The 15,456-nt window shown below is 75.1% G+C and carries 16 protein-coding genes; 7 read left to right on the plus strand and 9 right to left on the minus strand.

From position 1 onward, the window contains the following. The first annotated feature begins 82 nt into the window (after positions 1-82). Positions 83-583 (plus strand): anthrone oxygenase family protein, encoded by a 501-nt coding sequence (locus AB0J71_RS43465; protein ID WP_364420017.1) that lies wholly within the window; start codon positions 83-85, stop codon positions 581-583. Here the strand turns inward: AB0J71_RS43465 and AB0J71_RS43470 are convergent. Further along, entirely contained in the window at positions 561-1,112 is a 552-nt protein-coding gene (locus AB0J71_RS43470) for an AAA family ATPase (protein ID WP_364420019.1), read from the minus strand. The two genes, AB0J71_RS43465 and AB0J71_RS43470, sit on opposite strands and share 23 nt — an antisense overlap. A 370-nt stretch (positions 1,113-1,482) precedes the next feature. Between AB0J71_RS43470 and cseB the strand changes: the two genes are divergently transcribed. The 3 genes from cseB (at position 1,483) to AB0J71_RS43485 (ending at position 4,333) form a co-directional block, all read left to right on the plus strand. Then, positions 1,483-2,169: a two-component system response regulator CseB gene (gene cseB / locus AB0J71_RS43475; RefSeq protein WP_352328635.1), complete on the plus strand. Its 687-nt coding sequence runs from the start codon at positions 1,483-1,485 to the stop codon at positions 2,167-2,169. Beyond that, the gene (locus tag AB0J71_RS43480; protein WP_364420021.1) at positions 2,166-3,365 is read left to right on the plus strand and encodes a HAMP domain-containing sensor histidine kinase; all 1,200 of its coding nucleotides are present in this window, start codon (positions 2,166-2,168) and stop codon (positions 3,363-3,365) included. The genes cseB and AB0J71_RS43480 overlap by 4 nt, the downstream gene beginning before the upstream one ends. 104 nt (positions 3,366-3,469) lie before the next feature. Next, positions 3,470-4,333: a serine hydrolase gene (locus AB0J71_RS43485; protein ID WP_364420023.1), complete on the plus strand. Its 864-nt coding sequence runs from the start codon at positions 3,470-3,472 to the stop codon at positions 4,331-4,333. 85 nt (positions 4,334-4,418) lie between these two features. On the opposite strand, the gene AB0J71_RS43490 is transcribed toward AB0J71_RS43485, so the two are convergent. Continuing rightward, a complete protein-coding gene (locus tag AB0J71_RS43490; protein WP_364420026.1) occupies positions 4,419-5,831 on the minus strand; it encodes an MFS transporter in 1,413 nt (470 codons plus the stop codon). A gap of 32 nt (positions 5,832-5,863) precedes the next feature. After that, a complete protein-coding gene (locus AB0J71_RS43495) occupies positions 5,864-6,253 on the minus strand; it encodes a RidA family protein (RefSeq protein ID WP_352328644.1) in 390 nt (129 codons plus the stop codon). Positions 6,254-6,321: 68 nt separating this feature from the next. On the opposite strand from AB0J71_RS43495, the gene AB0J71_RS43500 reads away from it, so the two are divergent. Continuing rightward, positions 6,322-6,924 (plus strand): ABATE domain-containing protein, encoded by a 603-nt coding sequence (locus AB0J71_RS43500; RefSeq protein WP_364420028.1) that lies wholly within the window; start codon positions 6,322-6,324, stop codon positions 6,922-6,924. A gap of 76 nt (positions 6,925-7,000) precedes the next feature. Here the strand turns inward: AB0J71_RS43500 and AB0J71_RS43505 are convergent, their stop codons facing one another. Continuing rightward, positions 7,001-7,609, minus strand: a complete 609-nt coding sequence (locus tag AB0J71_RS43505) for a TetR/AcrR family transcriptional regulator (RefSeq protein ID WP_364420030.1) — start codon at positions 7,607-7,609, stop codon at positions 7,001-7,003. Positions 7,610-7,683: 74 nt separating this feature from the next. On the opposite strand from AB0J71_RS43505, the gene AB0J71_RS43510 reads away from it, so the two are divergent. After that, positions 7,684-8,871 carry a cytochrome P450 gene (locus AB0J71_RS43510; protein ID WP_352328649.1) on the plus strand — a complete coding sequence of 396 codons (1,188 nt, stop codon included), beginning with the start codon at positions 7,684-7,686 and terminating at the stop codon, positions 8,869-8,871. Positions 8,872-8,943: 72 nt separating this feature from the next. Then, complete coding sequence (locus AB0J71_RS43515; protein WP_364420033.1) at positions 8,944-9,381, plus strand: VOC family protein; 438 nt, start codon at positions 8,944-8,946, stop codon at positions 9,379-9,381. A gap of 51 nt (positions 9,382-9,432) precedes the next feature. Here AB0J71_RS43515 and AB0J71_RS43520 read toward each other — a convergent pair whose 3' ends face one another. The 5 genes from AB0J71_RS43520 to AB0J71_RS43540 all read right to left on the minus strand — a co-directional run bounded on the left by AB0J71_RS43520 (position 9,433) and on the right by AB0J71_RS43540 (position 15,296). Next, positions 9,433-10,656, minus strand: coding sequence for a beta-ketoacyl-[acyl-carrier-protein] synthase family protein (locus AB0J71_RS43520; protein WP_364393882.1), 1,224 nt, complete (start codon positions 10,654-10,656; stop codon positions 9,433-9,435). Beyond that, positions 10,656-10,907, minus strand: a complete 252-nt coding sequence (locus AB0J71_RS43525; protein ID WP_352331127.1) for an acyl carrier protein — start codon at positions 10,905-10,907, stop codon at positions 10,656-10,658. The genes AB0J71_RS43520 and AB0J71_RS43525 overlap by 1 nt, the downstream gene beginning before the upstream one ends. A 90-nt stretch (positions 10,908-10,997) precedes the next feature. Continuing rightward, a complete protein-coding gene (locus tag AB0J71_RS43530; RefSeq protein ID WP_364393886.1) occupies positions 10,998-11,855 on the minus strand; it encodes a lysophospholipid acyltransferase family protein in 858 nt (285 codons plus the stop codon). Then, positions 11,852-14,095: an MMPL family transporter gene (locus AB0J71_RS43535; RefSeq protein ID WP_364393889.1), complete on the minus strand. Its 2,244-nt coding sequence runs from the start codon at positions 14,093-14,095 to the stop codon at positions 11,852-11,854. The genes AB0J71_RS43530 and AB0J71_RS43535 overlap by 4 nt, the downstream gene beginning before the upstream one ends. 217 nt (positions 14,096-14,312) lie before the next feature. Next, on the minus strand, positions 14,313-15,296 hold the full coding sequence (locus tag AB0J71_RS43540) for a lysophospholipid acyltransferase family protein (protein ID WP_364420035.1): 984 nt from the start codon (positions 15,294-15,296) through the stop codon (positions 14,313-14,315). Between the last annotated feature and the right edge of the window lie 160 nt (positions 15,297-15,456).

Genomic DNA, 15,456 nt, shown 5'->3' on the forward strand with positions numbered 1-15,456 from the left:
TGGCCGCGCTCCCCCGGTGTCGCGTTGACTTGTCCTCGCGCGTCCGGGACGTCGGGCGCGGGACGAACAGGGGGACACACTGATGTCGGTTCTGCGCACCGTCGTGCTCATCGCGGCGACCATGGCGACCGGGCTCGCGGCGGGCGTCTTCGGACTGTACTCGCACACCATCATGCGCGGTCTGGGCGCGACCGACGACCGCACGTTCGTCGGAGCGTTCCAGGCCGTGGACCGGGCGATACTCAACCCCTGGTTCATGCTCAGCTTCGTCGGCGCGCTGGCCTTCACGGGCCTGGCGGCGGCGCTGCACCTCGGCCAGGACGTGCGCGCGGTGCTGCCCTGGATCATCGTCGCGCTGGTGCTCTACCTGGTCGCCTTCGTGCTCACGGTGGCCGTGAACGTGCCGCTCAACGACGCTCTCAAGGCGGCCGGCGACCCGGACCGGATCGCCGACCTGGCCGCGGTGCGCCGCGCGTTCGACGAGGCCAAGTGGGCCGGCTACAACCTCGTCCGCACGATCACCACCACCGGCGCGTTCGCCTCGCTGTGCTGGGCGCTGGTCAAGAGCGGCCGGGTGGCCTGACGGCGCGCTCGACCAGCGCGACGCGGCCGGCCAGCGGCCCGGCGGGCACCTCGACGAGCTCGAACCCGAGGTCGCGGTAGGTCCGCTCGTGCAGGCGCTCGAAGTCCAGCGCCTCCTCGTAGCCGATCCGCCTGGCCGAGGTGGCGCGGACGAACCCCTGGTTGCGGACGAAGAACACCTTCCCGTCGTAGGTCCCCCGCTCCACCACCCGCTCGACCTCGCGGGCGAGCAGGCGTGAGGCGGGATGCCCGAGGAAGCGGCTCAGCGCCAGCGTGCAGACCGGCGAGCGGTCGAAGAAGACGGGGGCCTCGCCGCCCGCGGGCGCGGCCTCCTGGCGCCGCCGCTGGAGCCTGACCACCTCCTCGGCGAAGGCGGGCTCGCGCCAGGGCTCCGCGCGGCCGAGCGCCTGGCCGAGGGCGATGACGTCCGTCGCCGCCTCTTCGACGACGCTGTACCCGCGGACCTCCAGCAGCCGCAGGACGGCCGTCTTCCCGGCGCCCGGCGTGCCGGTGAGAACGTGGTTCGGCACGGTTGTTCTCCATTTCGGTGGGGATAGATGACGGGCTACGGGCGCTGATACGCGGCTGATACACGGCCGAGCGCCCGGTGACACCCGGCCGAGGCCGGGCGGACGGAAGAGGGCCCAAGACTGGCCGAGGCGTCGCGGACGGCGGCGCGTCCCCACGGCGAAGGAGCCCTTGATGCGTGCGCTGATGCGCGGTCCGGGGGTGCTGACCGGCTGCGGAGGGGCTCCGGCGGGACAGCCGACCCGGCCGACTATCAGGCGATGAGGGCCGAGCGGAGCAGGAACGGCTTCGGCGTCCTGGCCGCGATCGTCCACCCCGAGCCTAACCGAGCCCGGGCCGGTCAGTGCACTTCGCTAGGTATGGTGCGATTTCATGACATCCCTGCTGCTCGTCGAGGACGACACCGTGATCCGCACGTCGCTGGGCATGGCCCTGGAACGGTACGGCTACCGGGTGACCACGGCGGCCGACGGGCTCGACGGGCTGGAGGCCGCCCGTACAGGCGATCACGACCTGCTGCTGCTGGACGTGATGCTGCCCGGCCTCGACGGCATCAGCGTGTGCCGCAGCATCAGGGAGACCAGCCAGGTGCCGATCCTGATGATGTCGGCCCGCGGCGACGGGCTGGACATCGTGGCCGGGCTGGAGGGCGGCGCCGACGACTACGTGGTCAAGCCGGTGGACCTGCCGGTGCTGGTGGCCAGGATCCGGTCGCTGCTGCGCCGGGCCACCTTCACCAGGACGCCGGCCGCCGGGCCCGAGGCGGGGGCGGCCGTGCTGGAGTTCGGGGACCTGAGCGTCGACACCGGCGCGCTGGAGGTGCGGCGGGCCGGCCGGCGCGTCGAGCTGTCGCCGACCGAGCTGCGGCTGCTGCTGGAGTTCGCCGCCCATCCCGGCATCGTCCTGGAACGGGCGACGTTGCTGCGCAACGTGTGGGACTACGGATGGGACGGCGACAGCCGCGTGGTCGACCTGTGCGTGCAGCGGCTGCGCAGGAAGATCGGCGCCGAGCGCGTCGAGACCGTGCGCGGGTTCGGCTACAAGCTGGCCGTCACGTGAACCTGGCCTCGCTGCGCTGGAAGATCGCCGCACTCGTCACGCTCGCCGCGACCGTCGTCGCCGCCGTGGTGGGGCTGCTGGTGCACCGGGCGACCTGGCAGCGGGCGCTCGACCTCGGCCAGGCGCGGGCCGAGGCGGCCCTGGACAGGTCGCTGGCCGCCGGGACCGCCGAGGACGTCGTGCCCGTCGCCGAGCTTCCCGATGCCCTGGCCGACCGGCTGCGGCCCGGCCGGCGGGTGGTCTGGTACGGGCTCGACCACCGGGACGAGCCGTGGATGTGGGCGGTCCAGCCGTCCGGCGACGGCGGCGAGGAGGCGACGAGCGTGCAGATCGCGATGGGCTCCGAACTGCTGGGCCTCCAGGCGCTCGACCGGAACATGGCCAAGGCCGGGCTGCTCGCCCTGGCCGGGGTGGTGCCGCTGTCGGTGCTGGCGGCCGAGCTGCCCAACCGGCGGCTGCGGCGGGTCGCGCGCACCGCCCGCAGCATCGCCGGGGGCGACCTGGCGGCCCGGACGAACGCCCGCGGCCGGGACGAGATCGCCCGCATCTCCGCCGCCGTGGACTCGATGGCGGCGAGCCTGCAGCACCGGCTGCTGGCCGAGCAGCGGTTCACCGCCGACGTCGCGCACGACCTGCGCACCCCGCTGATGGGCCTGGTCGCCGTGGTCGAGCTGCTGGACGAGGGCGAGGTCGCCGACCTGGTGCGGGACCGGGTGCGGGTGCTGCGCACGCTGGTGGAGGACCTGCTGGAGGTGTCCCGGCTGGACGCCGGGGCCGAGGTCGCCGAGCGGGTGCGCGTGCCGCTGGCCGCGCTGGCCGCGGAGTCGGCGGCCCGGGTGGGGGCCGAGGCGCGGGTGCTGGCCGACGGGGACCCGGTGGCCGAGACCGATCCGCGGCGGTTGGACCGGATCCTGGCCAACCTCGTGCTCAACGCCCATCGGCACGGCGCGGCGCCGGTGGAGATCGCGGTCGGCGACCACGTGGTCGAGGTGCGCGACCGGGGGCCGGGGTTCCCGCCGGAGCTGCTGGCCGACGGGCCGCGCCGGTTCCGCACGGGCGCCGCCGAGCGGGGCCACGGCCACGGCCTGGGGCTGACGATCGCGCTGGGCCAGGCCCGGGTCATCGGCGCCGAGCTGACCCTTGCCAACGCTCCGGACGGCGGCGCGGTCGTGGTCCTGCGCCTCCCGCCGGGTTGACGCCGGGTTGACGCCCGGGTTGATGCGGGGCTGATACACGGCTGAGCGCGGGTGGATGCCCGGCCACGGCCGCACGGACACGCCGGTCGCGCAACCTGGCCGGTATGCGACGTTCCTTGATGTTTCTGCTGCTGGCTGGCGTTCTGTCGGGCTGTGCCGGAGCTCCCAAGGTCACCGGGGAGGCGTCCCTGCCGTGGCCGCGGGAGGGGCAGGCGGCGGTCGAGGTGGCGGGCGTGGGCAGCCTGGGCGTCAGCGGCGACCTGCGGCCGGTGCCGATCGCCAGCGTGACGAAGGTGATGACCGCGTACGTGATCCTGCGCCGCCACCCGCTGCGGCCCGGCGACGAGGGCCCGCTGATCACCGTGGACCGCGCGGCGGCCGAGGAGTCGTTGTCGCGGCTGGAGTCGACCGTCCCGCTCGTCCAGGGCCGGACGGTGCGGCTGCGGCGGCTGCTGGAGCTGATGATGGTGCCCTCGGGCAACAACGTGGCCCGGCTCCTGGCCCGCTGGGACGCCGGCTCCCAGGAGCGTTTCGTGGCCCGGATGAACGCCGCCGCACGACGCCTCGGCATGGCGGACAGCACGTACACGGGGGCCAGCGGCAACGAGGACACCACCGTCAGCACCGCCGCCGACCAGCTCAGGCTGGCCAGGGCGGCGATGGGCGACCCGGTGCTGCGGGCGGTGGTGGCGCAGACCGACACGTCCGTCCCGGGGGACGCCAGGCGGCTGCACAACACCAACACGCTGCTGAACAGGCACGGCGTCATCGGCATCAAGACCGGCTCGGGCACGGCCGCGGGCGGCAACCTGATGTGGGCCTCGCGCGTACGAGGTCACCTGGTGCTCGGCGTCATCCTCGGCCAGGCCGCGCACACCGACCCGGCCGCCGCCAAGGCGGCGGCGCTGGAGGCGGGCGGGCGGATGAGCGCGGCGGTCGAGCAGTGGCTGCTCGACCGGTCGCGATGAGGCGACCGGGCGGGGATCAGCAGTCAAGTCCGCTGACAATGCCCAGCTGGGGTGTCGGGTTGACGACCGCGGACGCGATCGCCTGTCACGGACGTTCGCGCGAGACTCTGGGGAGAGCGAGCACGGCCACCGCCCCGGCGGTCACGACGCCGGCGCAGGCCCAGAACGCCAGGGCGTACCCGGCGGGCGGCGCGCCGGTGGGGGCCGCGGCCAGCGTGGTCAGCGCGGCCAGCCCGAGGGAGCCGCCGACCTGGCGGGAGGAGTTGAGTATGCCGGAGACCAGCCCCGCCTCGCCGGGGCCGACGCCGGCCGTGGCGGTCAGCGCGATCGGGGCCGAGGTGAGCCCCAGTCCGCCGGTGATGAGCACGCCCGGCAGCACGATCCCGGCGAGCAGGCCGCTCTCCGGCGTGACGGTGGCCTGCCAGGCGAAACCCGCCGCCGCGATCAGCGCGCCCGTGGCCAGCAGCGGACGCAGCCCGACCCGGCCGGCCAGCCACGGCGTGGCCTTGGCGGCGACGACGACGGCGAGGGTGTGCGGCAGGAACGCCAGGCCCGCCTGGAACGCGCTGTAGCGCAGCACCTGCTGCATGTGCAGCGACAGGAAGTACCAGAGCGCGAACCCCGCGGCGCCCAGCAGGAACTGCACGAGCAGCGCGCCGGACACCGAGCGGGCCAGGAAGATCCGCAGCGGCATCAGCGGCGCCCGCGCGAACCGGGCCTGCACCAGGACGAACGCGGCCAGCGCCAGCACGCCCACGCCCATCGGGACCAGCGCGCGCGGCGAACCCCAGCCGTACGCGGGGGTCTGCAGCATGCCCAGTTCCAGCGCCGACAGCCCGGCCGTCACGGTGATCGCGCCGGCCAGGTCGAGCCCGCGGGCGCCGGCGTCGCGGCTCTCGGCGAGCAGGCGCAGCGCGGCGACGACCGCGACCACCCCGATCGGCGCGTTGATCAGCAGGATCCAGCGCCAGGACAGGTAGTCGGTGAGCAGCCCGCCGGCGAGCGAGCCCGCCGCCCCGCCGACGGCCCCGACCGCACCCCAGGTGGCGACGGCCCTGGCCCGCGCCGGCCCGGCGGGGATCGTGGTGGTGAGGATCGTCAGCGTGGCCGGGGCGACCACGGCCGCGCCGAGCCCCTGGCACGCCCGCGCGGCGATCAGCAGCTCCGGCGTGGTGGCGAGCCCGCCGGCCAGGCCGGCGACCGCGAACACGGTCAGGCCCGCGACGAACGTGCGCCTGCGGCCGTAGAGGTCGGCCGCCCGGCCGCCCAGCAGCAGGAACCCGGCGAAGGTGAGGAGGTAGGCGTTGACCACCCATTGCAGCCCCTCGGCGCCCAGGCGGAGGTCGGAGTCCATGGCGGGCAGCGCGACGTTCACGATCGACACGTCGAGGACCGTCATGAACTGCGCCAGGCAGACCAGGGCGACGATCGGCCAGAGGGGGGCGGGCGGCCGGGCGGTGCTCCGCCCGGCCGGTGGCGCGTCCGCGGTGTTCGTCATGATCCGAGATGTCGTCGACGGTCCCCGCGTGGTCACACGACCGCGACGGCGTCGACCTCGACGAGGCAACCCGGGTTCAGGCCGGCCACGACGTGCACCGTGATGGCCGGCGGGGCGTCGGCCCGGTTCCACACCTCCTGGAAGGCGGCCACTCCCTCGTCGAACGTGTGGCCCTCCAGCACGGCGATGCGCCAGTGCACGACGTTCGCCAGGGTCGCTCCCTCGCTCTCCAGGATCGTCCTGAGATTGCGGAACACCTGCCTGGCCTGGTCCCCCACCGTGGGGCCGACGACCTTGCCGTCGGGGCCGACGCCGTTCTGGCCGCCGATGTAGATCGTCTTGGCCGGCTGCTCGACCACGACGGCCTGGCTGAAGGCCGGGCTGCGGTGAAGTCCCTCGGGGTTGATGTGCCGTACGGCCATGGTGTTCTCTCCTCGTGTTCTGAAACCAGTTAAAGGGGTTTTGGTGCGACACCAGTTATAGTGGTGTCATGCGAGTGAACGCAACCGGACGGGTGCTGCACGATCCCAAGGGCGGGTCGTTCCGGTTCGACGCCGGCGCCCTCTGCCTCGACTTCGCCCACACCGGCGGCGAAGGCCAGTACGCGATCTTCGAGACCCTCCACGAGCCGGCCGACCTGGCCGAATGGCTCGCCCAGCCACCCCTGACGGCGGTCATGACGGTCCCCGTGACCGCCGGCGAGCTCACCGACGCCAAGGCCCTGCGCCGGGCGATCTGGGACGCGGCTCACGCCCGGGCGGCGCGCCGCCCCCTGCCCGCCGAGGCGATCACGGCCATCAACCGGGCCGCGACGGCCGCGCCCCTGGCGCCCGAACTCGGCGCCGACGGCGTCACGGCGGGATGGGCGTCACCGGTGCGGGCCGTTCAGGCACTGTCCGCCATGGCGCGGGAGATGATCGAACTGCTGTCCGGGCCGTTCGCCGAGCGTATCCGCGAGTGCGCGAGCGACAACTGCCCGCTGGTGTTCGTCGACACCTCGCGGCCCGGCGCCCGCCGCTGGTGCGCGATGGAACGCTGCGGCAACCGCCACAAACTCCGCGCTCTGCGCGCCCGCCAGGCCCTGGAGCCGTGACAGCCTGCCCTGGAGCCGTGACGGCGGCCTGGAGCCGTGACGCCCGGCGAGTGGACGCGGGGCGGCCCCGCGCGGGCTAAGGCCGGTCGAGGATCGACAGGCCGTTGACCGCGATCTCGATCCCGCGCCGCCCGGCGGCCAGGACGTCGTCCTCGGAGCCGCCCTGCTCCTGGGCGACCATCCCGGCCACGGCCAGCGCGCCCATGAAGCTCCCGACCGCCGCCCCCGCCGACACCGGGTCGAGCCCCGGATAGACCTCGCACAACGCCCTGGCCAGCCGGGGCTGGGTCTCCATCATGAGCGTCAGGCCGCGGGCGCGCAGCACGGGCTCGGCGGCCATCAGCCGCGCCCGCAGCGGCGACAGCGCGAAGCCGAGCTCGTCGTCCTCGGCCAGGCTGCGCACCATGGCCTCGAACATGCGGCTCAGCAGCTCCCCCAGCGGCTCTCCGGGCCGCCGCCCGGCGATCGCCTCCAGCATCACCCGCTCGCGGTCGCCGGCCTGGAGGAAGAGCACGTCCTCCTTGCTCGCGAAGTAGGCGAAGAAGGTGCGGGGCGCGACGTCGGCCGCCGCGGCGATGTCGGCGACGGTGGTCTGCTCGTACCCCCGCTCGGCGAACAGCCGGACGGCGGCCTCCAGCAGCGCGCGGCGGGTGCGGGCCTTCTTGCGTTCGCGATGACCTTCCACGGCGCCACCCTACTGCATGCCCTGCTTTTATGCATAGGTTGCAAATTCGCAGTCTCTGCGGTTTTCTGGGACGCATGGACATCCTTCAGAGCCTGCCGCTCGACCGGGAGAACCCGTTCGAGCCGCCCGCGGAGCTCGCCCGGCTGCACGGCCCGCTGCATCGCATGATCTACGCCGACGGCCGTCCCGGCTGGCTGGTCACCGGCCACGCCGAGGCCCGCGCGGTGCTCGACGACCCGCGCTTCAGCAACACCTCCCAGGGCGCCGCGCCCCCGATCAAGGAGCTGGCGCCGCCCGAGGGCCTGGCCGACCTGGTGATCCCGCCGGGCTTCTTCATCGCCATGGACGACCCCGAGCACTCCCGCTACCGGCGGCTGCTCACCGGCCGCTTCAGCATGCGCAGGATGCGGCTCCTGGAGCCGAGGATCCAGGAGATCGTCGACGGCCGGCTCGACGAGATGGCCACGGCCGGGGCGCCCGCCGACCTGGTCGGCGCGTTCGCGCTGCCGATCCCGTCGCTGGTGATCTGCGAACTGCTCGGCGTCCCGTACGACGAGCGCGCGCGCTTCCAGGACACCACCGCGCGCGCGGTGAACCTGGACAACTCCGCCGAGCAGCGCGGGGCGGCGGGCGCGGAGCTGATGGGCTACCTGTCCGAGCTGGTCACCCGCAAGCGGGCCGAGCCCGCCCAGGACCTGCTCGGCGAGCTGGTCTCCGGCGGCGAGCTGAACCACGAGGAGCTGACCGGGGTGGCCACCCTGCTGCTGACCGCCGGCCACGAGACGACCGCGAACATGCTGGCCCTCGGCGCGTTCCTGCTGCTGAGCCGTCCGGAGCAGGCGGAGCTGGTGCGCACCGATCCCGGCGTCGCGGCGACCGCCGTCGAGGAGCTGATGCGCTACCTCAGCATCGTGCACATCGGCCCGATCCGGGTCGCGCGGGCCGACGTGCCGCTCGCCGGGCGGACGATCAGCGCCGGGGAGACCGTGACGCTCTCCCTGCCGGCCGTCAACCGCGACCCGGCCCGCTTCCCCGACCCCCACCGCTTCGACGTCACCCGCGAGGCCGGGCCGCAGCTCGGCTTCGGCCACGGCATCCACCAGTGCCTGGGCCAGCAGCTCGCCCGCCTGGAGATGCGGCTGGCCTTCCCCGCGCTGCTGCGCCGCTTCCCCGGGCTGCGGCTGGCCGTGCCCGCCGAGGAGGTGCCGCTGCGCCCGCGCGCCACGATCTACGGCCTGGCGTCCCTGCCGGTCACCTGGTGAGGCCGCCGCGTTTGACGTGCCCTCCGGCCGTGCAGAGAGCATGACGGACGAAGGACGACCACGGAGGCGCGCATGACCGGTACGGACGGCAGGATCAGGTTGTGTCAGGTGGTGCTCGACTGCACCGACGCCAGGGCGCTGGCGGAGTTCTACCGGTCCCTGCTGGACCTGGTCTACCGGCCCGGCGACGAGCCGCCGCAGGCGGGGGCCGACGACGAACGCGGCCGCGACTGGCTCGTGCTGCGCACCAGGGACGGCGCGCCGCAGCTCGCCTTCCAGCAGGTCGAGACGCTTCCTGAGGCGACCTGGCCGGAGCCCGGGGTGCCCCAGCAACTCCACCTCGACCTGACCGTCTCCTCGGTCGAGAGCCTGCTGGAGCAGCACGAACGCGTTCTGCGCCTGGGCGGCCGGCTGCTGCTGGACCGGATCGACGACGAGGAGGAGCCCCTGCGGGTCTACGCCGACCCGGCCGGGCACCCGTTCTGCGTGTTCGTCTCCCGGCGGGACTGACCGTCCAGCGGGGCTGGCCGTCCGGCGGGGCTGGCCGTCCGGCGGGAGCGGTCAGCGCGCCGGCGAGAAGACCAGCGTGGCGTTGTGGCCGCCGAACCCGAACGAGTTCGACATCACCGGCCCTCTGGCGATCGGGCGCGGCACGGGCGCCGCGTCGATGTCGCAGCGCGGGTCGAGCCGGTCCAGGTTGGCGGTCGGCGGGGCGGTGCACTCGGCCATCGCCAGCACGCACGCCACGGCCTCGATCGCCCCGGACGCGCCGAGGGCGTGCCCGGTCACCCCCTTGGTGGAGCTCACGGGCACGGCGGCGGGCCCGAAGACGCGGCCGATCGCCTGCGCCTCGGCCAGGTCGTTCAGCTCGGTCCCGGTGCCGTGGGCGTTGACGTGCACGATGTCCTCGGGCGCCAGGCCCGCGTCGGCGAGCGCGGCGTCCATGCACCGCCGGGCGCCCTCGCCGCCGGGCGCGGGGGCCGTCAGGTCGTGGGCGTCGCTGGTGCGGCCGTAGCCGGACACCTCGGCGTGCACGCGCGCCCCGCGGCGCACGGCGTCGTCCAGGCGTTCCAGGACGAGGAACGCGGCCCCCTCGGCCAGCACGAACCCGTCGCGGTCGGCCTCGAAGGGGCGGCAGGCGGCCTCGGGGTCGTCGTTGCGCACCGACAGGGCCCGGCACCGGCTGAAGCCGTGCAGCATGCCGGGGGTGACGTTGGCGTCCCCGGCCCCGGCCACGACCAGGTCGGCCGAGCCGTCGCGGATCAGCCGGACGCCCTCGCCGATGGCGTGCGCGCCGGAGGCGCAGGCGGTGACCACGGACATGCTCGGCCCGCGGATCTCGTACCGCATGGCGATGGCGGCGGCGCCGGCGTTGGGCATGATCTTCGGGATGAAGATCGGCGACAGCCGCAGCGCGGCCGGACCGGGCGTGTCGAGCAGCGCCGACTCGTAGGTCTCGGTGCCGCAGAACGAGCTGCCCGCCACCACGGCCCGCCGCTCGGGCGGCACCCGCGGATGACCGGCGTCGGCCAGCGCGTCGCCCGCCGCGCACACCGCCAGCAGCGACGCCCGGTCCAGCCGCCGCGCCTGCCGGTCGGTCAGGTACGCCGAGACGTCCAGCTCCGGCACCTGGCAGGCGAAGCGCACCGCGAGCGCGGACGTGTCGAAGGACGTGATGGCCCGTGCCGTCGAGCGCCCGCCGAGCAGCGCGTTCCACAGCTCCTTGGGACCGGAGCCGGCGGGCGTGCGCAGGCCGAGCCCGGTCACCGCGACGCGGGGTCGCATCAGCCGCCCACCGCCGTCAGGTGGCGGCGGATGACGGCGGCCATGTCGGCGACGGTCCGCACCCGCTGGAGCCGGTCGTCGGCGAAGGTGCCCCATTCGTCCTCGACCACGGCGTACAGCTCGGCGAAGTCCAGGCTGTCGGCGTCCAGTTCCTCGCGCAGGTCGGTGTGCGGGCCGATCTGGGCCGGGCTGACGCCCAGGACCCGCGCGCAGTGGCCGCGGAGCGTGTCTGTTATCTGGTCGTCGGTCATGGTGCCGTCCGTTCTCTCGGCGGATGGGGGGCGTGTCCGAGTGTGCTCCAGGAGCGCGGGCGGGTCCGGGTATGACACCTCAAATGTCCATCAAGCCGGGCCCAGAGCGTCCCTGACCCGCGACTCGGTCAGCGCGGCCAGCGCCGCCCGGTCCGCGCGCGGCCGTCCGGTGGGGGCGGGGCGTACGGGGGGCAGGAACGTCACCTCGGCCACCAGGTTCCGGGTCGCGACCACGCGCAGCAGCGAGAGCGGCAGGGAGTCCGCGCCGATCCAGGCGGCGCGGGTGGAGGGCATGCCGGCTTCGCGGTAGCGCAGCGCCACCGGCCGGACGGTCGCGCCCGCCTCGACGGCGGCCTGGAACAGGGCCGGGTGGAAGGCTCCCATGGCCTGCCCGCACCAGGTGGTGCCCTCGGGGTAGGCCAGCACGGCGTCCCCGTCGCGCAGCGCGGCGGCGACGGCCGTGATCGCGGCGGGCAGCCCGGCCGGGCGGTCCTTGTCGATGAACAGCGTGCGGTGGGCCGCGGCCAGCGACCGGACCAGCGGCCACCGGCCGATGTCCCGCTTGGCGAGCTGGCGGGCCGGCGTGAGGGCCGCCATGATCAGCGGGTCGGCCCACGAGATGTGGTTGCTCACCAGCAGGGTGCCGTGGCCGTCCAGGACCGGGACGCCGCCGGGGACCCGTACCGTGATGCCGAGCGTGCGCACGATCAGGCCCATGGCCCTGCGGGCCAGGCGTGCGCGCAGGGCCCCGGCGCGGCGGGCGGGCGCCGCCGACAGCGTCAGGGCGACCGCCAGGGCCAGCGCGCAGCCCAGGAGGCGGGCGGCCCGGCGGACCGGCCCGGCGGCGGCGACCGGCGGGCGCACGCACGCGTCCGGCGTGCACGGCGACAGCCCCGGCCCGGACGGCGGCCGCTCGTGGCGGTGGTCCTGGTCGCGGGTGGTCGTCATGGTGTGCCCGCCGGCGGTGCCGCGGGCTCCGTCCCGTCCGGACCGCCCGGCCCGGGCGGCCCGCCTGCCGCCGCGCCGACGGGGACGCGCGGCGGGTCGCCGGGAGAGCCGCCGCCGCTGCCCCGCCTGCCGCGCAGGAGCCGGGGCGTCCACCAGTTGACGGGTCCGGCCAGGCGCATCACGGCGGGCACGAGCAGCGTGCGGATCAGCGTGCAGTCGACCAGGACGGCCAGCGCGATGCCCACCCCGATCATCTTGAGCACGGCCAGGCCGGAGGTCGCCACGGCGGCCATGACGACGGCGAAGATGACGGCGGCCGAGGTGAACAGCCGTCCGGTGTGCTGCAGCCCGGTGGCGACCGCGGTGGCGGTGTCGCCGCGGTCGCGGTACTCCTCGGTGATCCGGGACAGCAGGAAGATCTCGTAGTCCATGGACAGGCCGAAGGCGACGCAGAAGATCAGCGTGGGCATGAGGGCGTCGATGCTGCCGGTGGCGGTGAAGTCGCCGACCAGCCCGCGCAGGTGGCCGTCCTGGAAGACGTGCACCAGGGCGCCGAAGGTGGCGGTGAGGCTGAGCACGTTCATCACCAGGGCCTTGACGGCCAGCACGACGCTGCGGGTCAGCAGCGTCACCATGGCCAGGGTGGCCAGCGCGATCAGCGCCAGGGCCGTGGGCAGCGTGCCGGCGATGCTCTGCCTGATGTCGTCGAGCTCGGCGCCCGGCCCGGCGAACAGCGCCTGGCCCGGGGCCGGGATCGCGCGCAGGCGCCGGACGAGCTCGCTGTTGGCCACCGAGTACGGCTCGTGCGCGGTGGTGACGAGCAGCCAGGTGCCCGCCTCGCCGGTGAACCGGCGGCCCGGCCCCGGGACGGCGGCGGCCCGGCTGTAGGAGCCGCCGGCCGTGTCCACCCGGAGCACGCCGTCGGTCGCGGCCAGGCGCCTGGCGTAGCCGTCCAGCGGGCCGGCGGAGCTCTGCCCGGTCATCCGCAGGTCCGGCAGCACGATCATGGTGCCGCCGACGACCTGCTGCCCGCCGAACTCCGCGCGCAGCGCCTGCGCCGCCCGGGCGGCGGGCGCGTCGGGCGGCAGGATGCGGTCGTCCAGGGTGCCGAAGCGGGCGCCCAGGAACGGCGCGCCCATGGCCAGCAGCAGCGCGGTGGTCGGCACGGCGACCGCCAGCGGGCGGCGCATGACGGCGACCGCCAGGCGGTACCAGGGCCCGTCCTCCACCGGCGGCGCGGACCGGCGGGCGGCGTTCCACGGGCCGGGCACGGGAAGCCGGTTGACCCGGTCGCCGAGCAGGGTGAGCACGGCCGGGAGCACCACGAGGCTGGCCGCGGCCGCCGTCAGGCTGATCGTCATCCCGCCGACGGCCAGCGAGCGCAGGATGGTGAACGGGAACAGCAGCAGCGCCGACATGGACAGCGCCACGGTGGCCGCCGAACAGGCCATGGCCCGGCCGGTGGTGCGCATGGTGACGGCGACCGCCTGGGCGGCGTCCTGGCCCTGGGCGAGCTGTTCGCGGAAGCGGGTGACGATGAACAGGCTGAAGTCGACGGCCAGGGCGAAGCCGAGCGCGCTGGAGATGCTCAACGCGAACACCGAGATCTCCATGACCTCGGTGAGCAGGCGCAGCACCGCCATGGTCGCGATCACCGCCAGCGCGCCGATCAGCACCGGCAGCAGGGCGGCGACCAGGCTGCCGAACACCACGCACAGGATGGCCAGGGTCAGCGGCGCGGCGATCAGCTCGGCGGTGCGCAGGTCGGTCTCGCTGCGGTCCTGCGCCTCGACGCGCACCTGGGCCTCGCCCGTGGCGGTCAGCGACAGGGGGCCGTAGCGGCCGTGCAGGGACTCCACGATCCGGCGGGCGGCGGCGTTGCGGGCGGCGTTGTCGCCGCGCAGGTGGGCCAGGACGACCGCCGCGCGCCCGTCACCGCCGCGCAGCCTGGGCTCGTGGCCGCGCCAGTACGAGGTGACCCGCCACACGCCCGGGTCGGCCGAGACGCGTTCGGTGAGCCGCGTCCCGGCGGCGTCGATCTCGGGGTCGTCGACCGGGCGCGCGGCGCGGGCGATCAGGACCAGGTCGGCGTTGCCCGCGTGGAAGGCGTCCTGGAGGATGTCGTCCGCGCGCAGGGACTGCGATCCGAGCGGCACGATGTCGCCCAGCACGAGCCGGTCGTGCACGTCCAGGCCGGCCATGAGCGAGACGGCGAACGTGACGGCCGCGCCCCAGAGCACGACCCGTCGCGGCCACCTCCGCCCACGGCCGGACGGCGGCGAATTGCCCCACATCGGTGAATCCTTACGTCGAGTAACGGTCGGTCGAGGCCGCCGCGCACGCGCTCCCCCGCGGCGCGCGCCTGTGCGGTCGGTCCCTGTGCGGTCGGTCCCTGTGCGGTCGGGCCTTGTGCGGTCGGGCCTTGTGCGGTCGGGCCTGTGCGGTTGGCTTGGGCATTCAGTCGAGGCCGGCGCGTACGCGTTCCTCGGCGGCGCGGGCCAGGGCGGCCCGTCCGCGCGGCCCGCGGGCGGGCGCGGGCGGCGGCAGGAGCGGGGTGAGCCGCACCTCGGCCCGCAGCCGCCGCGTCCCGGCCACCCGGACGACGGACCCGGTCACCGAGTCCTCGCCCACCCAGCTCCCCCGGCTCGACGGGCTCGGGCCCTCGTAGTAGCGCAGGACGGCCGGGCACACCGCCGCCCCCGCGTCGATCGCCGCCTGGAAGACCGCGGGCCGGAACGTGCCGACCTCGCGCCCGCAGGACGTGGTGCCCTCGGGGAAGACGGCGACCGCCTCCCCGGCCAGCAGGGCGTCGCGGACCAGGCCCACCGCGGCGGGCAGCGTGGACAGGCGTTCCCTGTCGATGAACAGCGCCCCGCAGGCCGCGCCGAGCGTGCCGATGAGCGGCCACCGGCGCACCTCCCGCTTGGCCAGCAGGCGGCAGGGCAGCGCGGCCAGCATGACCAGCGGGTCGAGCAGCGAGACGTGGTTGGCCACGACGAGCACCCCGGCCCCCTCCCCCGCGAGGTCCGCCGGACCGGCGACCTCGACCCGGACGCCGAGCACGCGCAGCAGCAGCCGGGCCGCGGCCTGCGCGGTCCTGGCCCGCCAGCGCCTCGGCCCGGCTCCCACGACGAGGAAGGCGGGCAACGCGGCCAGCAGCACCAGCAGGGCGGCGCACAGCCGGGCCGCGCGGCGCGCCCGCCCGGCGGCGACGGCCTCCTCCGGCAGGCACGCGCGCACCGAGCACGGCGCCCGCGCCAGCCACGGGTTGATCTCCACGCGCCGGCCGGAGCCGGCGACGTGCCGCCACGTCGCCCGCCCCCGCCCCGCCCCTACGGGTGGCACGACGGACGGCACGACGGACGGGACCACGGACGGCACCACGGGCAGCGTGGCGGACGGCACAGCAGTGGGCACTGCGGGCGGAGTCGGATGGGACACGCGGGACTCCCAGACGGTGATCGGCGGGCCGGCCCGAGCGGCGCTAACGGCAGCGCGGGACGACGGCGGGCGGCAGGTCGCACCGGACCGGCCCCTGACTCTGGACCGTTCCAAGGCGTGCGCGCAGCCGGCCCGGGAAGGCCCGGCACACGGACGCGGC

It is taken from the genome of Nonomuraea sp. NPDC049637 (assembly GCF_040675235.1).
Classification (GTDB): Bacteria; Actinomycetota; Actinomycetes; order Streptosporangiales; family Streptosporangiaceae; genus Nonomuraea.